Below are 15,064 nucleotides of genomic sequence, written 5' to 3' on the forward strand. Positions count from 1 at the left end.
ATGCGCATGGGTGTCCTCACGCCCGGCGGGGACTGCCCCGGCCTGAATGAGGGGGCTGCCGCCGACAGGGGCTACTTGGGCGGCAGGCTCGCCGCGAAGGCGTGACCCTGGTCGACCCAATCGGCCAGGGCCTCGTCCTCGGACACGGCGGAGGAGGCCACGACCACCCAGCCGCGCATCGGGCGCCCGGTGAAGTCGAAGGGGCGCGTCCCCGGCCGCGTCAGCGCAGCCCCGGTGGCTTCGGGGCCGACCCGGACCATCAGCTCGTCCCCGATCACCCCGACCGCCATGTTGCCCTCGTACAGGAAGGCCAGCCCGCCGAACATCTGCTTCTCCGTGATGCCCGGATCCGCACCCAGCCGGGCCCGGATGCGTTCCGCGAGTCCTTCGTCGAACGCCATGACCGACTTCACCCTCCCGTTCGGCGGCTCACCTGCCGCTGAAGGTCCCGAAGGTCCTTGACCAGCGATGAGCGCACCTTGCGTCCCATCACCGGTCCGGCCAGCCGGTAGAGGCCGGAGGCGTCGCCGCGCACGCGGATCCGGGCGCGTGCGCCGCCGTCCGGGAGTGGGTCGAAGGTGTAGGTGACATGCATCGGCATCGGGCCCGCGACCGAGGCCATGTCCAGCAGACGCGGCGGCTCGTACGCTGCGACCCGCAGCACATAGTCGATCCGCTTCCCCAGGAAGTACGCCGTCCGCGTCACCTCCGCCCCGACCCCGAAACCGCCCGCATCCGCCTGCCGCGTCAGCTCGGCCGTCCGGATGCCCTGGGTCCAGTCGGCATCGTTACGCCAGTCCATGGCATACGCCGCCACCTGTTCGCACGGCAGCGGGATCACCCGCTCCACCGTCACGTCCATACCCATCCGCTTCCCCGTTCCCCGGCGACAGTCCATTGACCCACCCCGGACGATCGACGGCAACGGGGGGCTGCGGCGGACTACCGGGACATGCCGGTAAGGGTGGGATCGGACAGCAGGGCCTGGTCCGATGGTGGGGGGCGGCTCCTGTGGCCACCTCGGCGTCATTGATACGGACTCCGGTGGGATAGGTCGCGCGGAGGGCCGCCGTGGTGGAGTCGGCTGCGTCACCGACCGAAACCGTCACCCCGAGGTGCCGGAGAACGGGCGAGCGGTCACAGCACTGGACGCAGGCGACCCCGTGACCGTTGCTCCCCGGCTCGCGTGCCCCGCTGACCGTCAGTCGGACGGACGCGGGTTTCGCTCCCGGGCCAGGGGCCGCCACGACCTCACTGGGCGCGGTGAGGTCGTGTCCGGAGGCACAGGTCACCTCCGTCCGGACCGGACTGCCGCACTCGTGGTGGAGCAGGGAGATCGTGGCGGCGCCGTCCGGGACGATCCAGCGCTCGGCCCAGTCGTTGAGGGCGATCAGGATGGGCAGCAGGCTGCGGCCCTTGTCGGTAAGGCGGTACTCGTCCCGCCCGCGCGCCGGGAGCCCGGTAGCGGGTCTTCTCCAGGATCCCGTCGGCGACGAGGTCCCGCAGGCGGGCGGACAACACGCTCGGGCTGATGCCGCAATGGCGTTCGAAGTCGTCGAAGCGACGGGTGCCGTAGAAGGCCTCCCTGATGATCACACCCGTGGTCCGCGGACTGAGGGAGCGCAGGGCGAGATTGATCGAGCCGGGCTCCATGTCCCCTGCGTCCCGCTCCCACTGCTGCACCGAAGCGTGCGGGGGACACGTAGCCTCGGGCGTATGCACATCGTTGCGGTTCTCGCGCTCGACGGGGTGTCGGCCTTCGATCTCGCCATACCCTGCCAGGTGTTCGCGCTCGTCACCGATACCGACGGATCGCCGGCCTACGAAGCCCGCGTCTGCGTCGACCACGACACGGTGGCGACGGCCGGACCCACGGCGCCCTTCCGCGTCTCCTCCTCGTACGGCTGGGACGACGTTCTCGGTGCGGACACGGTCATCGTGCCCGGGGTCCCCGTCGAACGCGCCCCGGATCCGCGGGCCTTACGGTTGCTGCGGGAGGCGGCAGAGGGCGGAGCGCGCATCGCTTCGATCTGCACCGGTGCCTTCGCGCTCGCGCACGCCGGGCTGCTCGAAGGCCGACGGGCCACGACGCACTGGCGGTTCGCCGACGCGTTGGCCGAGCGCTTCCCAGGGGTCGACGTGGATCCTTCCGTGCTGTACGTGGACGAGGGACAGGTCCTCACGTCGGCCGGCATCGCCGCGGGCCTGGACCTGTGCCTGCACGTGATACGCCGCGACCACGGCGCCGCTGCCGCCGCGAGCGCCGCGCGCATGCTGGTGATGCCGCCCCAACGCACCGGCGGCCAAGCGCAGTACATCGAATACCGCTCGCCCGAGACGGATTCGGCCGATCTCGGCGAGACGTTGCAGTGGATGCGCGGCAAGCTGGGCGAGCCGCTCTCCCTGGCCGACATCGCGGCGCACGCGATGATGAGCCGGCGCAGTCTGGCGCGGCACTTCCGCGCCCAGACGGGCACCACGCCGTTGCGCTGGCTGGTCGCGCAGCGCGTACAACGCGCCAGAGAGCTCCTGGAGACGACGGAGCTGCCCTTGGCGCGGGTCGCGGAGGCAACCGGGTTCGGGGCGGTCGAGACGCTCCGCCATCATTTCGCCCGGCAGGTCGGTACGACACCGTCGGCGTACAGGTCCGCTTTCCGCCGCTGACGAAGTCCCGGCTCCGGGCCGGCCGTATCTTGCGCACCGGGGGCACGCATGCCGGTGTCGCCGGGCAGCGGCCGCCGGAAGACTGAACGCGTTCCCGCCTCACGGCCCGGTCCGCGGGGCACACGTTCCTCAGGTCTTCACGGAGGCCCTCTCATGCCTTCCCCGTCCGTACGTCCGCGTCCCGCGCGCCCTCTGCGCGTCCACACCGTCCTCTACGACGGTGTGGAGGAACAGGACTTCGCCGGCCACGTCGAGGTGTTCGGCATCGTCGGCGAGGAACATCTCGCGCAGTCCTTCGTCACGGCGGACGGAACCCGCCGGGTGACGACCTCGGCCGGCATGGAGTCGTGGACGACCGGCTGCTGACCAGTCAGGGGGTCTCCGCCGGCATCGACAGCGCGCTGTGGCTCGTGGGGCGCCTGCACGGCCGCGAGCACGCCCGGGCGGTGCGCCGGGAGATCCAGTACGACCCCGCCCCGCCCTACCTCGCGGACGAACCGCTCGCCCACTGACCACCACGATTCGCGAAGACGACGAACAACAGGAGCTCCCGTGAACCGACGCACCCTGCTGCGCACCGCGACCGCCCTCTCCGCCGCCGGCCTGGCGACCGGCGTCCCCACCGCCACGGCCGGAGCCGCCACGCCGTCCGCTTCCGGCCGCCGGACCCCTTTGCGCGTCCAGGTCGTCCTGTTCCAGGGCGTCGAGGAACTCGACCTCGCCGCGCCCCATGAGGTGCTCTCGGCCTCCGACCACTTCACCGAACGCGACGTCGAGGTGCGTTACGTCGCCCTCGGCGGTCCCCGTGCCATCACTGCCGCCTTCGGAACCCGGCTCCGTGCCGACCACCGATGGGCCCCCGCGGAAACGGACCTCCTCATCGTGCCCGGAGGCGGCTACGCCCGCCGCGAGGACCCGGGGGTCCGGGCCGAGATCAGCCGGGGCGCCCTGCCGCGGGCCCTGGCCGCCGCCCGCCGCCCAGGACTGACCATCGCCGGCCTGTGCACCGGTGTGATGCTCCTGTCCGCCGCCGGTCTCACCCGCGGCCGCCCCTGCACCACTCACCACCGGGCACAGGCCGATCTCGCCGAGCAGGGCGGCGTGCTGAAGAAGGCGCGGGTCGTCGACGACGGCGATCTGGTCACCGCCGGAGGCGTCACCTCCGGCCTGGACCTCGCCCTGTGGCTGGTCCGCCGCGAACTGGGCGTCGACGCCGCCCTCGGCCTGGAAGCCATGCTGGAGTACGAGGCCCGAGGCACCGTCTGGACCGCTTGACGGCGTCCGCGCGGCGCTGCGATGCCGCATCTGCCCGTTCCCTTTGCACGTGGCATGCAGGTGCACAACTACCGCATCAGGACCGCGACCACGGCCGACCTCGACGAGGCACGAGCGGTGATGCTGAACGCCGTCCACCGCGACTTCGGAACCGGCTGTGAGCCGCGGCGGCACGCCGGCATCATCGACCCGGAACGCTGAACTGGCTCAGCACGTCCGATGCGGACTCTTGGGCCTCTCGTCGTACAACCGCACACACCGGGGCGTCGTCTCCGACCTCCCAGGGGCCGTCCGGGAGAATCCGCCAGTGCTGAGATGGGCGAAGCCGTGCTCGACGGGGGCGTGTCCGGCGGCCAGCACGCCGTGCGCCGCCTTCCGCCCGGCGGTCGGCTCGCGGTAGCGGGTTGCCTGAAGTCGGTTCGGACTACAGGGCCGTGACCGGGGTGACGGCGTGGCCGCGGCGGATGCACTGCGGACCGACGTCGCTCAGGCCGAAGTACTTCACCCTGCCCTCGGAGATCAGCGCGCCTACACGCCCGCGGCCTCCTCGACCGGCGCGTCGGGGTCGGCGGCTTGCTGGCGGCAGAGGACGGTGCAGTCGGTCTGAAGACAGCGCAGGCTGTTCTCGGCGGCCTTGCGGATGTTGTCCGGGCGGCTGTCGAACCCGGCACCGATCTGCCGCGCACCGCATGCGCAGCCGGTCCGCGGGCAAGGCCGCCCTGTCACCAGCCCGCCTCCTCAGCGGCCGCTGGACGGCGGGGAAGCCTGCCGCCCGCTTCGGTGGCTTCGCTCCCCCGCGGCCCCCCAGGCGAGCAGCGCGAACCCCACGGCGAAGCCGAGCATCGTCCATACACCGCGTGGCCAGAAGATGTGGCTGTCGACGAAGGACCAGCCGGCTGCGAGGAGCACCACCGTGCCGGGAAGGATTCGGGCGCCGTGCTTCGGGAGCAGCACGACCGCGGTGGCCGCGATGGCGCCGATGAGCGCGTATGCACCGACCTGCCCCAGCGCCTCGCCCGTCTCGTAGAGCGGGCGCTTGACCGGCCCGAGGCTCGCTGTTGCGCCGGTGTGCTCGACGGCGGTCCCTGCCGCTATACCGGCGACGGCGTCGAGACCGGTGTAGAAGGCCGCGTAGACGAAGGCGCCCGCCCAGGCCACCACGGTGGCGAACCCGGCAAGGTCGAGTCGGGGCCGATGCCACAGGCGGACCAGAAGACCGACCGTGAGCAGTGGAAAGACCGGCAGCAGCGCGATGTGCAACTGCACCCAGTCCGAGGCCGTCGATCTGGACAGCCCGTGCGGATGCGCGATGCCCGCCGCAGCCAGTACCAGTGGGGCGACGGTGACGAGGGCGATGTTTCGGATGGTCAACACCCTTGCGAGCGTAGGCGGGTGATGTCGTCCCACAGGACCGCGTAAGGGTTCCGTAAGACTCTTGCCGCCTTCAGGCGGGACGGCTCGGACGACGCGGGACGACTCCCTCGCTCCAGGGCGTCGCGAGCCAGGGCCCGCGCCGTGTCCACGTGGGCGTGGACGTCATTCCTTGCGTTGCCTGCCGTATGCGGGCCGCCCCGGGGCCCGTGCCGCGGCGGACGCCGAAGTGGCACACAGCGACAGGACCGTGCGCCGGGCAGCCAGCGGCCTACCTCCTCTACCGGAGCCGGTTCCCGGCCCTTTCCGGCTGGTCGACCCACCGGACTGTCGCGGGCACGGACCTGCCCAACGACTTCACCGGCGGGGACGGCCGCGAGGACACCCACCCGGAGCGTGCCCAACTGCCGAACCACGCCGCACCGGTGGTTTGCCGCTGAGACGGCAGGGATACCCGGGCCGCGTTGTTGGTGCCGCCTCTGCCGCGCGGGCTGGTGGCGCGGCTCCGTGCGCTGTCCGTGACGAGGTGAAGCCACTGCTGGTCTCAGGATGCGCGGCTCGGCGTCCCGGGTGACGCTGATGAAACCGGGTGACCGGGTTCGATGGGCCGGAGGTCCGCTTCGGGGTGTGCCGCCTCCGTGGCGTCCGGCACATCGCCGGTGCTGCCGGTTGCGGGTGTGGGCGTCGACGGGGCGGCCTGGTGGGGTGGTGGCATCGACACGTCGACCTTGAGACCGCCCGGTCAGGTATCCCCGCGTGGAAGGCATCGTATGAACCCGGTCAATCTGCCCCTGCCCGTCGTCCGCCGGACCCCGGCACAGGTCGATGCCGAGGCTCTTCAGCGGGATCTGCGGGACCGCGTCGACGGCGAGGTCCGCTTCGACACGGGGACGCGTGCGGCGTACTCGACGGACGCCTCCAACTACCGGCAGGTGCCCATCGGGGTGGTGATTCCCCGGACCGTGGAGGCGGCCGAGGAGGCCGTGGCGGTGTGCCGGGAGCATGACGCGCCCCTGCTGTCCCGGGGCGGGGGCACCAGTCTGGCCGGGGAGTGCTGCAACACCGCCGTCGTGCTCGACTGGAGCAAGTACTGCAACCGGCTGGTGTCGGTGGACGCCGAGAGGCGGCGGTGCGTCGTCGAGCCGGGGATCGTGCTGGACGACCTCAACCGGCAGCTCGCCGGGTACGGCCTGCAGTTCGGGCCGAGGCCCGCCACCCACCCGAACTGCACCATCGGCGGAATGATCGGCAACAACTCGTGCGGATCGACGGCCCAGGCGTACGGCAAGGTCGTCGACAACCTGCACCGCCTTCAGGTGCTGACCTACGACGGGAGCCGCATGTGGGTGGGCCGGACCGAGTCCGGCGAACTCGACCGGCTGATGTCCGGCGAAGGGCGGCAGTCCGAGCTGTACCGGGGGATGGCGGCCCTGCGGGACCGGTACGCCGGCCTCGTCCGGGAGCGCTTCCCCGACATCCCCCGCCGGGTGTCGGGCTACAACCTCGATTCGCTCCTGCCCGAGCACGGTTTCGACGTGGCGGGGCTCCTGACCGGTTCGGAGTCCACGCTCGTCACCGTCCTGCGCGCCGAACTGGAACTGGTTCCCGTGCCCGCGCACCGCTCGCTGGTGGTACTCGGCTACCGGGACATCTGCGAGGCCGCCGACCACGTACCGGCCGTGCTGGAACACAAGCCGCTGGCCCTGGAGGGCCTGGACCGCCAACTGGTCCACTACCAGCGCAGGAAGGACCTGAATCCCGAGGCCCTGGCGAAACTCCCCGACGGACGGGCCTACCTGATGGTCCAGTTCCACGGAGACACTCGGGAGCAGGTGCGGGAGAAGACCATGGCGCTGATCGATGCCGCTCCGGGTGCGGTCGGCCACACCTGGTACGACGACGAGCAGCACATGCACGAATTGTGGCTGGTGCGCGAGTCCGGTCTGGGCGCGACGGCCCACGTACCCGGTGAGTCCGACACGTGGGAGGGCTGGGAGGACTCGGCCGTCCCGGTGGAACGCCTCGGTGACTACCTGCGCGACCTGAAGCGGATGTACGAGGAGTTCGGCTACGGACAGCCCTCCGTGTACGGCCACTTCGGTCACGGCTGCGTGCACACCCGCATCCCCTTCGACCTGGAGTCCGAGGAGGGCGTGGCCCGTATGCGGGCTTTCGTCGAGAAGGCAGCCGACCTGGTCGCCGCCTACGGCGGGTCGCTGTCCGGCGAGCACGGTGACGGGCAGGCGCGGGGCGAGTTGCTGGTGAGGATGTTCGGACCCGAGCTGATCGAGGGGTTCGAGCGGTTGAAGGGACTGTTCGACCCGGGCGACCGGATGAACCCCGGCAAGGTCGTCCGGCCGTACCGCCTCGACGAGAACCTGCGCCTGGGCGCGCAATACCTGCCCTGGGAGCCGGACACCGCCTTCGCCTACCCCCACGACGACGGCAAGTTCAGTCGTGCCGCCGGCCGCTGCGTCGGCGTCGGCAAGTGCCGTTCCCTGGAGGGCGGCGTGATGTGCCCCAGCTACCGCGCCACCCGCGAGGAGGAACACTCCACGCGCGGCCGGGCGCGCCTGCTGTTCGAGATGGTCCGCAACGACTCGCCCGTCTCCTCCGACTGGCGCTCCCGCGAGGTGCACGACGCCCTCGATCTCTGCCTGGCCTGCAAAGGCTGCAAGACGGACTGCCCCGTCAACGTCGACATGGCCACCTACAAGGCCGAGTTCCTGCATCACCACTACGCGGGCCGGGTGCGCCCCCGTGCCCACTACTCGATGGGCTGGCTGCCCGCCGCTGCCCGTGTCGCCGCGCTCGCCCCCCGCACCGTCAACGCGCTGACCTCCCTGCCCCGGGTGGCCCGCGTGGCCAAGGCGCTCGGCGGTATCGCCCCCGAGCGGGACATCCCCCTCTTCGCCGAGCAGCGCTTCACCGGCTGGTGGCGCGAACGGGGCGGACCACGCGGCGACGGACACCGCGGCGAGGTCGTCGTATGGCCCGACACCTTCACCGACCACTTCCACCCGGCGATCGGCAAAGCCGCCGTCGAGGTGCTGGAAGCCGCCGGCTTCCGGGTCAAGGTGCCCCAGGCGGTGGTGTGCTGCGGACTGACCTGGATCTCCACAGGGCAACTCGGCGTCGCGAAGCGCGTTCTTGAGCACACGGTCGATGTCCTGCGCGAGGACCTGCGCCGGGGCACGCCCGTCGTGGGGCTGGAGCCCAGCTGCACCGCCGTCTTCCGGGCCGATGCCCCCGAACTCCTCCCGAATGACCCGGACATCGAGCGGCTGCGGGAGCAGACCCGAACCCTGGCCGAGCTGCTCGTGGAGCGCGCCGAAGATTGGGACCCGCCCGGCGTCGACTCCCGCGCGCTGGTCCAGCGCCACTGCCACCAGTACGCCGTGATGGGTTTCGACGCGGACCGCGAGCTGCTGGAACGCGCGGGCGTCACCGCCGACGTACTGGACGAGGGCTGCTGCGGGCTGGCCGGCGACTTCGGCTTCGAGAAGGGCCACTACGACGTCTCGATGGCGTGCGCGGAAGCGGGACTGCTTCCGGCCGTACGGGAGGCGGACGAGGCGACACTCGTCCTGGCGGACGGCTTCAGCTGCCGCACGCAGGTCGAACAGGCCGGCACCGGGCGCCGCCCCCTGCACCTGGCCGAGGTCCTCGCAGCCGCGCTCCGGGAGACGAACCCCGAGCCCGACCGCCCGTCGACCCCGGGTCCACGTGCTCTGCTGCGACCGGCCGCGGTGGCAGGTGTGGCGGTCGCAGCACCGGCACTGGTTCTGATGCTCCGCAAGCGACTCCAGGGACGCGGTTAGGGTCCAGCGGCCCGGCCTGCGGCGGAATCCGTGCGGGTCGCCGCCAGGTGCTGCATCTGGCGTGGTGGACCGGCACGGTGACCGCGGTCGGCCTGTGCGGTGAGTTCGAGGTCCCTCATCCGGGACCTGGCTCACCCGTCCACAGTCCACAGTCCACAGTCCACGTCCACAGTCCACAGTCCACAGTCCACAACGGGAACGCGGTAGGCGGACGCGACGATGTGCTCGACGACGGAGCCGTCGCCGAGCACCCCGTTCACAGGGTGGTCACCCAGGGAGGGTCACGGTTTCTCACTCGCGCTGTCGTCGGGGCCGGCGCCGGGCCGGTCCTCCCGGTGCCGGGTGCCGGGCAGCATCTCCTGCACCTTGGCCTTGACGCCCTGCTTGATCATGGAGCCGCGGTCGCTGTCGCCCCGGAGAATCGCTGCGGCGGCGGCCTCGATCTGGTCCAGTTCCGCGTGCGGCGGGATGGGCGGCACAGCCGGGTCGGTGCGGAAGTCGATGACGAAGGGCCGGTCGGCCGACAGCGCCCGGTCCCAGGCCGTCTCGACCTGCTCGGGCTTCTCCACCCGGACTCCCTCAAGCCCGAAGCGCTGCGCGATCTCCGCGTACGGCAGGTCGGGGATGGCTTGCGATTCCTCGAACTGGGGTGCGCCCTCCATGGCACGCATCTCCCAGGTGACCTGGTTGAGGTCGTGGTTGTTGAGGACTGCCACGATCAGACGCGGGTCGGACCACTGCGGCCAGTACTTGGCGGCCGTGACCATTTCCATCATCCCGTTCATCTGCATGGCACCGTCGCCGACCAGGGCGATGGCAGGACGATCCGGGTGGGCGAACTTCGCGCCGATCGCATACGGCACACCCGGCCCCATGGTGGCCAGCGTGCCCGACAGGGATCCCCGCATCCGGCCGCGCAGCCGCAGGTGGCGGGCGTACCAATTGGCCGCGGAACCGGAGTCGGCGCTGATGATGGCGTCGTCGGGGAGCCTGCCGTCGAGGGCGTGCACCACGTATTCCGGGTTGATCGGGTCGGCGTCTACGGCGGCACGGCGCTGCATGACCTCCCACCAGCGGGCGACGTTGTTCTCGATCTTCCCGCGCCAGGCGCGGTCGTCCTTGCGGCGCAGGTGCGGCAGCAGTCGGCGCAGGGTCTCGCGCGCGTCGCCGACGAGGTTCACCTCGAAGGGATAGCGCAGGCCGATCATGTGCGGGTCGATGTCGATCTGCACCGCCCGGGCCTGGTCCAGCTCCGGCATGAACTGCGTGTACGGGAAGCTGGAGCCGATCATGAGCAGGGTGTCGCAGTCCCGCATGAGCTCGTACGAGGGGCGGGTGCCGAGCAGGCCGATGGCTCCGGTGACGTAGGGCAGGTCGTCGGGGAGGGCGTCCTTGCCCAGCAGTGCCTTGGCGACACCGGCGCCGAGAGTGTCCGCCAGTTCCTCCACCTCGGCGCGGGCACCGCGGGCGCCCTGGCCGATGAGGACGGCCACCTTCTCACCGGCGTTGAGGACCTCGGCGGCCTGCTCGATGTCCGTGTCGGCGGGCACGGGGGCGTAGTGGCTGAGCCCCATGCTGGAGGGCACCATCTTGAAGGCGTGCGACGGCGGGCTGTAATCGAGTTCCTGTACGTCGGCGGGGATGATGACCGCTGTGACGGTGCGCTTGGCGTACGCGGTGCGCATCGCCCGGTCGATGAGGTTCGGCAACTGCTCCGGCACCATCGCCGTCTCGCAGAAGTCCGAGGCCACGTCCTTGTACAGGTTCTGCAGGTCGACTTCCTGCTGGTAGGAGCCGCCCATCGCGCTCCGGTTGGTCTGTCCTACCAGCGCGACCACGGGGACATGGTCGAGCTTCGCGTCGTACAGGCCGTTGAGCAGGTGGATCGCACCCGGGCCGGAGGTCGCCGCGCAGACACCCACCTTGCCGGAGAACTTCGCGTACCCCACGGCCTGGAAGGCGGACATCTCCTCATGCCGGGACTGAACGAACCTGGGGTGGTTGCCGGCGCGTCCCCATGCCGCCAGCAGCCCGTTGATGCCGTCGCCGGCGTAGGCGAAGACGTGGTCGACCTCCCATTCACGCAACCGCTGGAGGATGTAGTCGGATACCTTCATGCCCGCCGTCTCCTCTTCCGCGTCCACTGACGCACACTCGCTCCGCCCGGGCGCGTACCGCCCTGGGGCCTGACGGGTTGCCTCCCGGCAACCGGCGCAAACGTCACCGGGCCCGTGCGCCGTCGCCACGAGTCCTCCGACCGGCGCCCCGCTCGTGCGCAGACGGCTCAGGCCCAAAGGTCCCGAGTGGCGGCGCCACCTCCACCAGATCTCGCGTGCGCAACTTGTCCACTCCGCGCGCAGGGCGGCCGAAGTCCCCTCGCCACGCGCCGTCCGCCGTCCTCGTGAGCCGTGCACCGCTCAGGAGACTCATACGTCCCTCCCGCGCAGCCGCACTACGGCCAGACCGAAGGCGAGCGCGGCGTATCCGCACAGCACGGCGAGGCCGGCCCATGGCGCCAGCGGGTAGTAGCCGGTCGACGGCTCGTACACGCTGAGCACCTGCGCGTACTGCGGCAAGGTCTGCTGGATGGCGAAGCCGCCGCCGGGGTCACCCGCGGCAGCCAGTCTGAGACGCCCGGTGGCGGTACGCCGGAGGTGGCAAGCAGGAAGGGCAGCACGATCGGCGCGATGACCAGGGCGACCGCCGTGCCGCTGCGCCGCAGCAGGGCACCGACGCCGAGAGGGAGCACGGCGGCGGCCGCGCAGAGCAGGCCGGTGCCGACCATGACGCGCACTTCGGTCGCCGACGTGACGGGGAACCCACCGAAGGACACGAGGTGGCTGGGGCTGGGACGTACCAGTTCGGCTTCGTCCCGTACCTCTCGGTCGCGATCGACGACAGCCGGCACGGCAGCCTGCGACACGTGGCGGCATGGGAGGCAATGTAAGCAGCACACGAGCTCACCCGCGCCGACACCCCTGACTTCGAGGAGTACATCGACACCGCGGCCAACGTGTGCGCAGAGATCTCCAGACCTGTCCCGGGCTGACCCTGTCCTCGCCGGCCTCGTAGTGCCCAGCCCCATGATGGCAGCGCGGGCACAGGCCCAGTGATCACAGAGCGTCGCCACTCCATGATGACCGGGGCCTGTGCCCGTTCCGTTGCCGGTGTCCTCGTTCACACCCTGTCAGGTCGTGCTGCTCCGGCTCACGCCACCGTGACCGCCGTACGCCGGAGGATCACCGCAGACGCCGTACATCGATGGACCAGATCCCGCGTCCGTGCGTGGCTGCGTACAGGTACCCGTCCGGGCCGGTCTTGAGCTGGAGCACGGCCGTGGTCGGCAGGTTGGTGCCGGCCACCTTCCAGCCGGACGACTTCGGTGTGCGGACCAGTACGCCGAGGTCCGTGCCCAGGGCGATCGTGCCGTTCTTCAGCAGGACCACCGAGTTGGCGGGCACGTCCGGGAGATTGCCGGAGATGTCCGTCCAGGTCGTGCCGCCGTCTCTGGTCTCGAAGAGGTGGCCGACGCCCGCGCCGGGGCCCTCCGTCCACTTGCGGGAGAAGCCGTTGACGGCGAGCAGGACGTGGTCGGCGTTCGCCGGGTCGACGGCGAGACCGGACAGGTAGCGGTTGGGCACCGTGCTCTCGGTCGGCAGGTTCAGCTCGTGCCAGCCGGTGCCGTCGGCGTTGCCGACCGCGACGCCCCGGGCGAAGCCCTGGTTGTTGCAGGGGCCGCACCAGGCCGCGTACACCTTGCCGCCGGAGGACGCGACCGCCGTGGCCGTGCGGCCCTCGCCCAGGTCGAAGGCCTTGAACCACTCGTCACCGCTGCGGATCCCGTAGCCCTTGGTGTTGATCCAGATGTGGCGGCCACCGGCGACCCAGGTGTTCTTGTCCTTGATGTCGGCGCTCAGCGGCGCGATGAACCGCGCCTCGGCCGTCTCGCTGTCGGGCGGCGCGACCGAGTACGACGTGGCCTTCGACGGGTCCTCGGTCCAGCTGCCGTCGTTCACCGCGCAGTTCTGCGTGACGGATACCGCGAGATAGACGTACTCCTCGGCGATGTTGCACCCGTTGTCCGGGTCGGTGATCGTGTCGCCGCCGTCGCCGCCGAAGTTGGAGCCCATCACGCGGTCGCCGGGCCGCAGCATGGACTGGCCGTTGTCCTGCAGGCCGCCGGTGACGGCGATGCCCCGCCTGTCCGGGTCGATGCCGACGCCCACCGAGTAGTACTGCAGGGCGTCCATCGTGCCGTCGTTCAGGGACGTCCAGTCGGTGGCGTGACCGTCGGCGTTCGCGCTGCCGTCGACCGGGCGCCGGTAGACGCCGCCGTCGTTGCCGACGAGGACGTACGGCTTGCCGTAGTAGCTGCCGATCGCCACCGCGTGCTGGTCGGGGTGCGTGGTCTGCGGGCAGTCGCCGGACTGCTTGGCCGGGTCGATGGACCAGCAGTCGAAGCCGAAGTTCCAGTACGGGCCCGGAACAGTCCAGGTCTTGCCGCCGTCCTCGGTCTCGAAGACCTCCTCCAGACCGGCGTACACATGGTCGGGGTTCTTCGGGTCGACGGTGAGGAACTGGTTGTACCAGGCCTGGATGCCGGGCTGGTAGCCGTCGCCGGTGAGCGCCGAGCCGGAGTCGCGCAACTGCTCGTAGTCGGCGATCTTCGTCCACTTGCCGGTCGGCAAGCCGGACTTGGAGACGTAGATGCCCGCGAGGCCGCTGTCCGGGTTGGTCGCCATCTGCTGCGGCGACTGGTCGATGGCGTAGTACCGCGAGCCGTCCGCGCTGCGCGCGAAGCTGACGTTGCCGACGTCCGCCGCGTCGGTCGGCAGCTCACCGAGGTCGGTCAGCCGCTCCCAGCCGTTACGGCCCTTGGTGTAGAAGCCGTTGTAGGTGTCGCCGCTGCGCCAGCCGATGGCGAGGACGACCTTGCTCGGGTCCTTGGGGTCGATCGCGATGTCGCTCGCGATGTTCTTGTACGCGGCACTCTGGTCGTCGTCCTTCGGACCGCCCGGCAGATAGTCCGGGTTGGGCGCGAACTCCAGCTTCCAGGGGCCCTTGAGCGTCTTGGCGCTGTGGCTCCACACGCCCCGCGTGGTCGCCGCCCACACCTTGTCGCCGCCGAACCGCAGCGCGTTGACGGACGTCGACTCCAGCTCGTCGCCGCCGACCCGGTCGCGTCGGCTGAACTTGCCGTGGCGCGGGTCCTTCAGGACGTAGACGCCGGTGCCGAGGAAGGCGGTCGCGCTGGTGTTGGCCTCTCCGGTGGCGTACCAGAGGCGGCCGCGCGGATCGAGCTGGAGATCGCCGGTGGACAGGGCGGGCAGCTCGTCGGAGATGTTCGTCCAGTGGCCGCCGCCGGTCCGCGACCGGAACACACCGCCGTTGGCCGAGCCCGCGTACACATTGCCGCGGTCGTCGGCCGCCATGCCGGTCACCCGGCCGGTCACCTTGCCCGCGCCGCCGCTGGAGTTGGAGTTGATGTCCCGGTAGCGGGGGTCATCGGCGTCGTACGGCAGCCGTGTGTTGTTGCGCCAACCGCCCTTGGTGCTGGGCAGGTTCAGCATTTCGCCGTACGCCGCACCGAACGCGCCCGGCGCCACGATGCCGCCCGGCGCGGTGCGGGCCTGGGCGTACTCCTCCGCCCGCGCGGCGATGTGCTCGTTCTCCTCGCCGCCGTCTCCCGGTTCCTCTTCCCCCGGTTCCTCCTCCGCCGAAAGCGACAGGCCCCCCTGCTGTTCATGCAGGTGGGCCCGTTCGTCCATGACACGGACGCCGAACGGATCGTCGCCGCGGGGTGCCGCCTGGGCCTGAGTGACCGTCAGGCCCAGTGCGGCGGAGGCGGCGAGTACCGCCCCTATGCGTCTCGCTCGCCGACTGCTGACTGCCATGAAGTGCCTCCCCTGAGAAGCGCGTGATGCACATGACAT

The 15,064-nt window shown here is 70.8% G+C and carries 13 protein-coding genes and 2 pseudogenes; 6 read left to right on the forward strand and 9 right to left on the reverse strand.

What is annotated here, in order from left to right; genetic code table 11:
• Nucleotides 1–71 precede the first annotated feature (71 nt).
• From ABTX62_RS02710 to ABTX62_RS02725, 4 genes and pseudogenes are all read right to left on the reverse strand, one after another.
• Nucleotides 72–401 (reverse strand): TfoX/Sxy family protein, encoded by a 330-nt coding sequence (locus ABTX62_RS02710; RefSeq protein ID WP_352114474.1) that lies wholly within the window; start codon nt 399–401, stop codon nt 72–74.
• An 8-nt stretch (nt 402–409) separates the two neighbouring features.
• Nucleotides 410–868: an SRPBCC family protein gene (locus tag ABTX62_RS02715; protein WP_352114475.1), complete on the reverse strand. Its 459-nt coding sequence runs from the start codon at nt 866–868 to the stop codon at nt 410–412.
• Entirely contained in the window at nt 789–1,541 is a 753-nt protein-coding gene (locus tag ABTX62_RS02720; RefSeq protein ID WP_352114659.1) for a winged helix-turn-helix transcriptional regulator, read from the reverse strand. The genes ABTX62_RS02715 and ABTX62_RS02720 overlap by 80 nt, the downstream gene beginning before the upstream one ends.
• Nucleotides 1,516–1,653, reverse strand: a pseudogene (locus ABTX62_RS02725) (winged helix-turn-helix transcriptional regulator); the annotation flags it as partial. The gene ABTX62_RS02720 and the pseudogene ABTX62_RS02725, both read right to left, overlap by 26 nt.
• A 63-nt stretch (nt 1,654–1,716) precedes the next feature.
• Between ABTX62_RS02725 and ABTX62_RS02730 the strand changes: the two are divergent.
• The 5 genes and pseudogenes from ABTX62_RS02730 (at nt 1,717) to ABTX62_RS02750 (ending at nt 4,140) form a co-directional block, all read left to right on the forward strand.
• The gene (locus ABTX62_RS02730; protein WP_352114476.1) at nt 1,717–2,664 is read left to right on the forward strand and encodes a GlxA family transcriptional regulator; all 948 of its coding nucleotides are present in this window, start codon (nt 1,717–1,719) and stop codon (nt 2,662–2,664) included.
• A gap of 153 nt (nt 2,665–2,817) precedes the next feature.
• A complete protein-coding gene (locus ABTX62_RS02735; RefSeq protein WP_352114477.1) occupies nt 2,818–3,030 on the forward strand; it encodes a type 1 glutamine amidotransferase family protein in 213 nt (70 codons plus the stop codon).
• Nucleotides 3,009–3,176 (forward strand): annotated as a pseudogene (locus ABTX62_RS02740) (DJ-1/PfpI family protein); the annotation flags it as partial. The gene ABTX62_RS02735 and the pseudogene ABTX62_RS02740, both read left to right, overlap by 22 nt.
• Before the next feature lie 40 nt (nt 3,177–3,216).
• Complete coding sequence (locus ABTX62_RS02745) at nt 3,217–3,939, forward strand: DJ-1/PfpI family protein (RefSeq protein WP_352114478.1); 723 nt, start codon at nt 3,217–3,219, stop codon at nt 3,937–3,939.
• 54 nt (nt 3,940–3,993) lie between these two features.
• On the forward strand, nt 3,994–4,140 hold the full coding sequence (locus ABTX62_RS02750; RefSeq protein WP_352114479.1) for a hypothetical protein: 147 nt from the start codon (nt 3,994–3,996) through the stop codon (nt 4,138–4,140).
• A gap of 327 nt (nt 4,141–4,467) precedes the next feature.
• Here ABTX62_RS02750 and ABTX62_RS02755 read toward each other — a convergent pair whose 3' ends face one another.
• Both ABTX62_RS02755 and ABTX62_RS02760 read right to left on the reverse strand, forming a co-directional pair.
• Nucleotides 4,468–4,665 carry a hypothetical protein gene (locus ABTX62_RS02755; protein ID WP_352114480.1) on the reverse strand — a complete coding sequence of 66 codons (198 nt, stop codon included), beginning with the start codon at nt 4,663–4,665 and terminating at the stop codon, nt 4,468–4,470.
• A gap of 12 nt (nt 4,666–4,677) precedes the next feature.
• Nucleotides 4,678–5,313, reverse strand: coding sequence for a hypothetical protein (locus tag ABTX62_RS02760; protein ID WP_352114481.1), 636 nt, complete (start codon nt 5,311–5,313; stop codon nt 4,678–4,680).
• 767 nt (nt 5,314–6,080) lie between these two features.
• Between ABTX62_RS02760 and ABTX62_RS02765 the strand changes: the two genes are divergently transcribed.
• Nucleotides 6,081–9,131, forward strand: coding sequence for an FAD-binding and (Fe-S)-binding domain-containing protein (locus ABTX62_RS02765; RefSeq protein WP_352114482.1), 3,051 nt, complete (start codon nt 6,081–6,083; stop codon nt 9,129–9,131).
• A gap of 281 nt (nt 9,132–9,412) precedes the next feature.
• Here ABTX62_RS02765 and ABTX62_RS02770 read toward each other — a convergent pair whose 3' ends face one another.
• The 3 genes from ABTX62_RS02770 to ABTX62_RS02780 form a co-directional block, all read right to left on the reverse strand.
• Nucleotides 9,413–11,248 carry a thiamine pyrophosphate-requiring protein gene (locus ABTX62_RS02770; RefSeq protein WP_352114483.1) on the reverse strand — a complete coding sequence of 612 codons (1,836 nt, stop codon included), beginning with the start codon at nt 11,246–11,248 and terminating at the stop codon, nt 9,413–9,415.
• A gap of 309 nt (nt 11,249–11,557) precedes the next feature.
• Nucleotides 11,558–11,707, reverse strand: coding sequence for a hypothetical protein (locus ABTX62_RS02775; RefSeq protein ID WP_352114484.1), 150 nt, complete (start codon nt 11,705–11,707; stop codon nt 11,558–11,560).
• Nucleotides 11,708–12,370: 663 nt separating this feature from the next.
• Nucleotides 12,371–15,025: a glycosyl hydrolase gene (locus ABTX62_RS02780; RefSeq protein ID WP_352114485.1), complete on the reverse strand. Its 2,655-nt coding sequence runs from the start codon at nt 15,023–15,025 to the stop codon at nt 12,371–12,373.
• Between the last annotated feature and the right edge of the window lie 39 nt (nt 15,026–15,064).

This window comes from Streptomyces sp. NPDC096046, assembly GCF_040303285.1.
GTDB lineage: Bacteria > Actinomycetota > Actinomycetes > Streptomycetales > Streptomycetaceae > Streptomyces.

Bases quoted from the DNA above. Each gene is read 5' to 3' on its own strand.
- ABTX62_RS02710 (WP_352114474.1), bottom strand. From the start codon at position 401: ATGGCGTTCGACGAAGGACTCGCGGAACGCATCCGGGCCCGGCTGGGT.
- ABTX62_RS02715 (WP_352114475.1), bottom strand. From the start codon at position 868: ATGGGTATGGACGTGACGGTGGAGCGGGTGATCCCGCTGCCGTGCGAA.
- ABTX62_RS02730 (WP_352114476.1), top strand. From the start codon at position 1,717: ATGCACATCGTTGCGGTTCTCGCGCTCGACGGGGTGTCGGCCTTCGAT.
- ABTX62_RS02735 (WP_352114477.1), top strand. From the start codon at position 2,818: ATGCCTTCCCCGTCCGTACGTCCGCGTCCCGCGCGCCCTCTGCGCGTC.
- ABTX62_RS02750 (WP_352114479.1), top strand. From the start codon at position 3,994: ATGCAGGTGCACAACTACCGCATCAGGACCGCGACCACGGCCGACCTC.
- ABTX62_RS02765 (WP_352114482.1), top strand. From the start codon at position 6,081: ATGAACCCGGTCAATCTGCCCCTGCCCGTCGTCCGCCGGACCCCGGCA.
- ABTX62_RS02770 (WP_352114483.1), bottom strand. From the start codon at position 11,248: ATGAAGGTATCCGACTACATCCTCCAGCGGTTGCGTGAATGGGAGGTC.
- ABTX62_RS02780 (WP_352114485.1), bottom strand. From the start codon at position 15,025: ATGGCAGTCAGCAGTCGGCGAGCGAGACGCATAGGGGCGGTACTCGCC.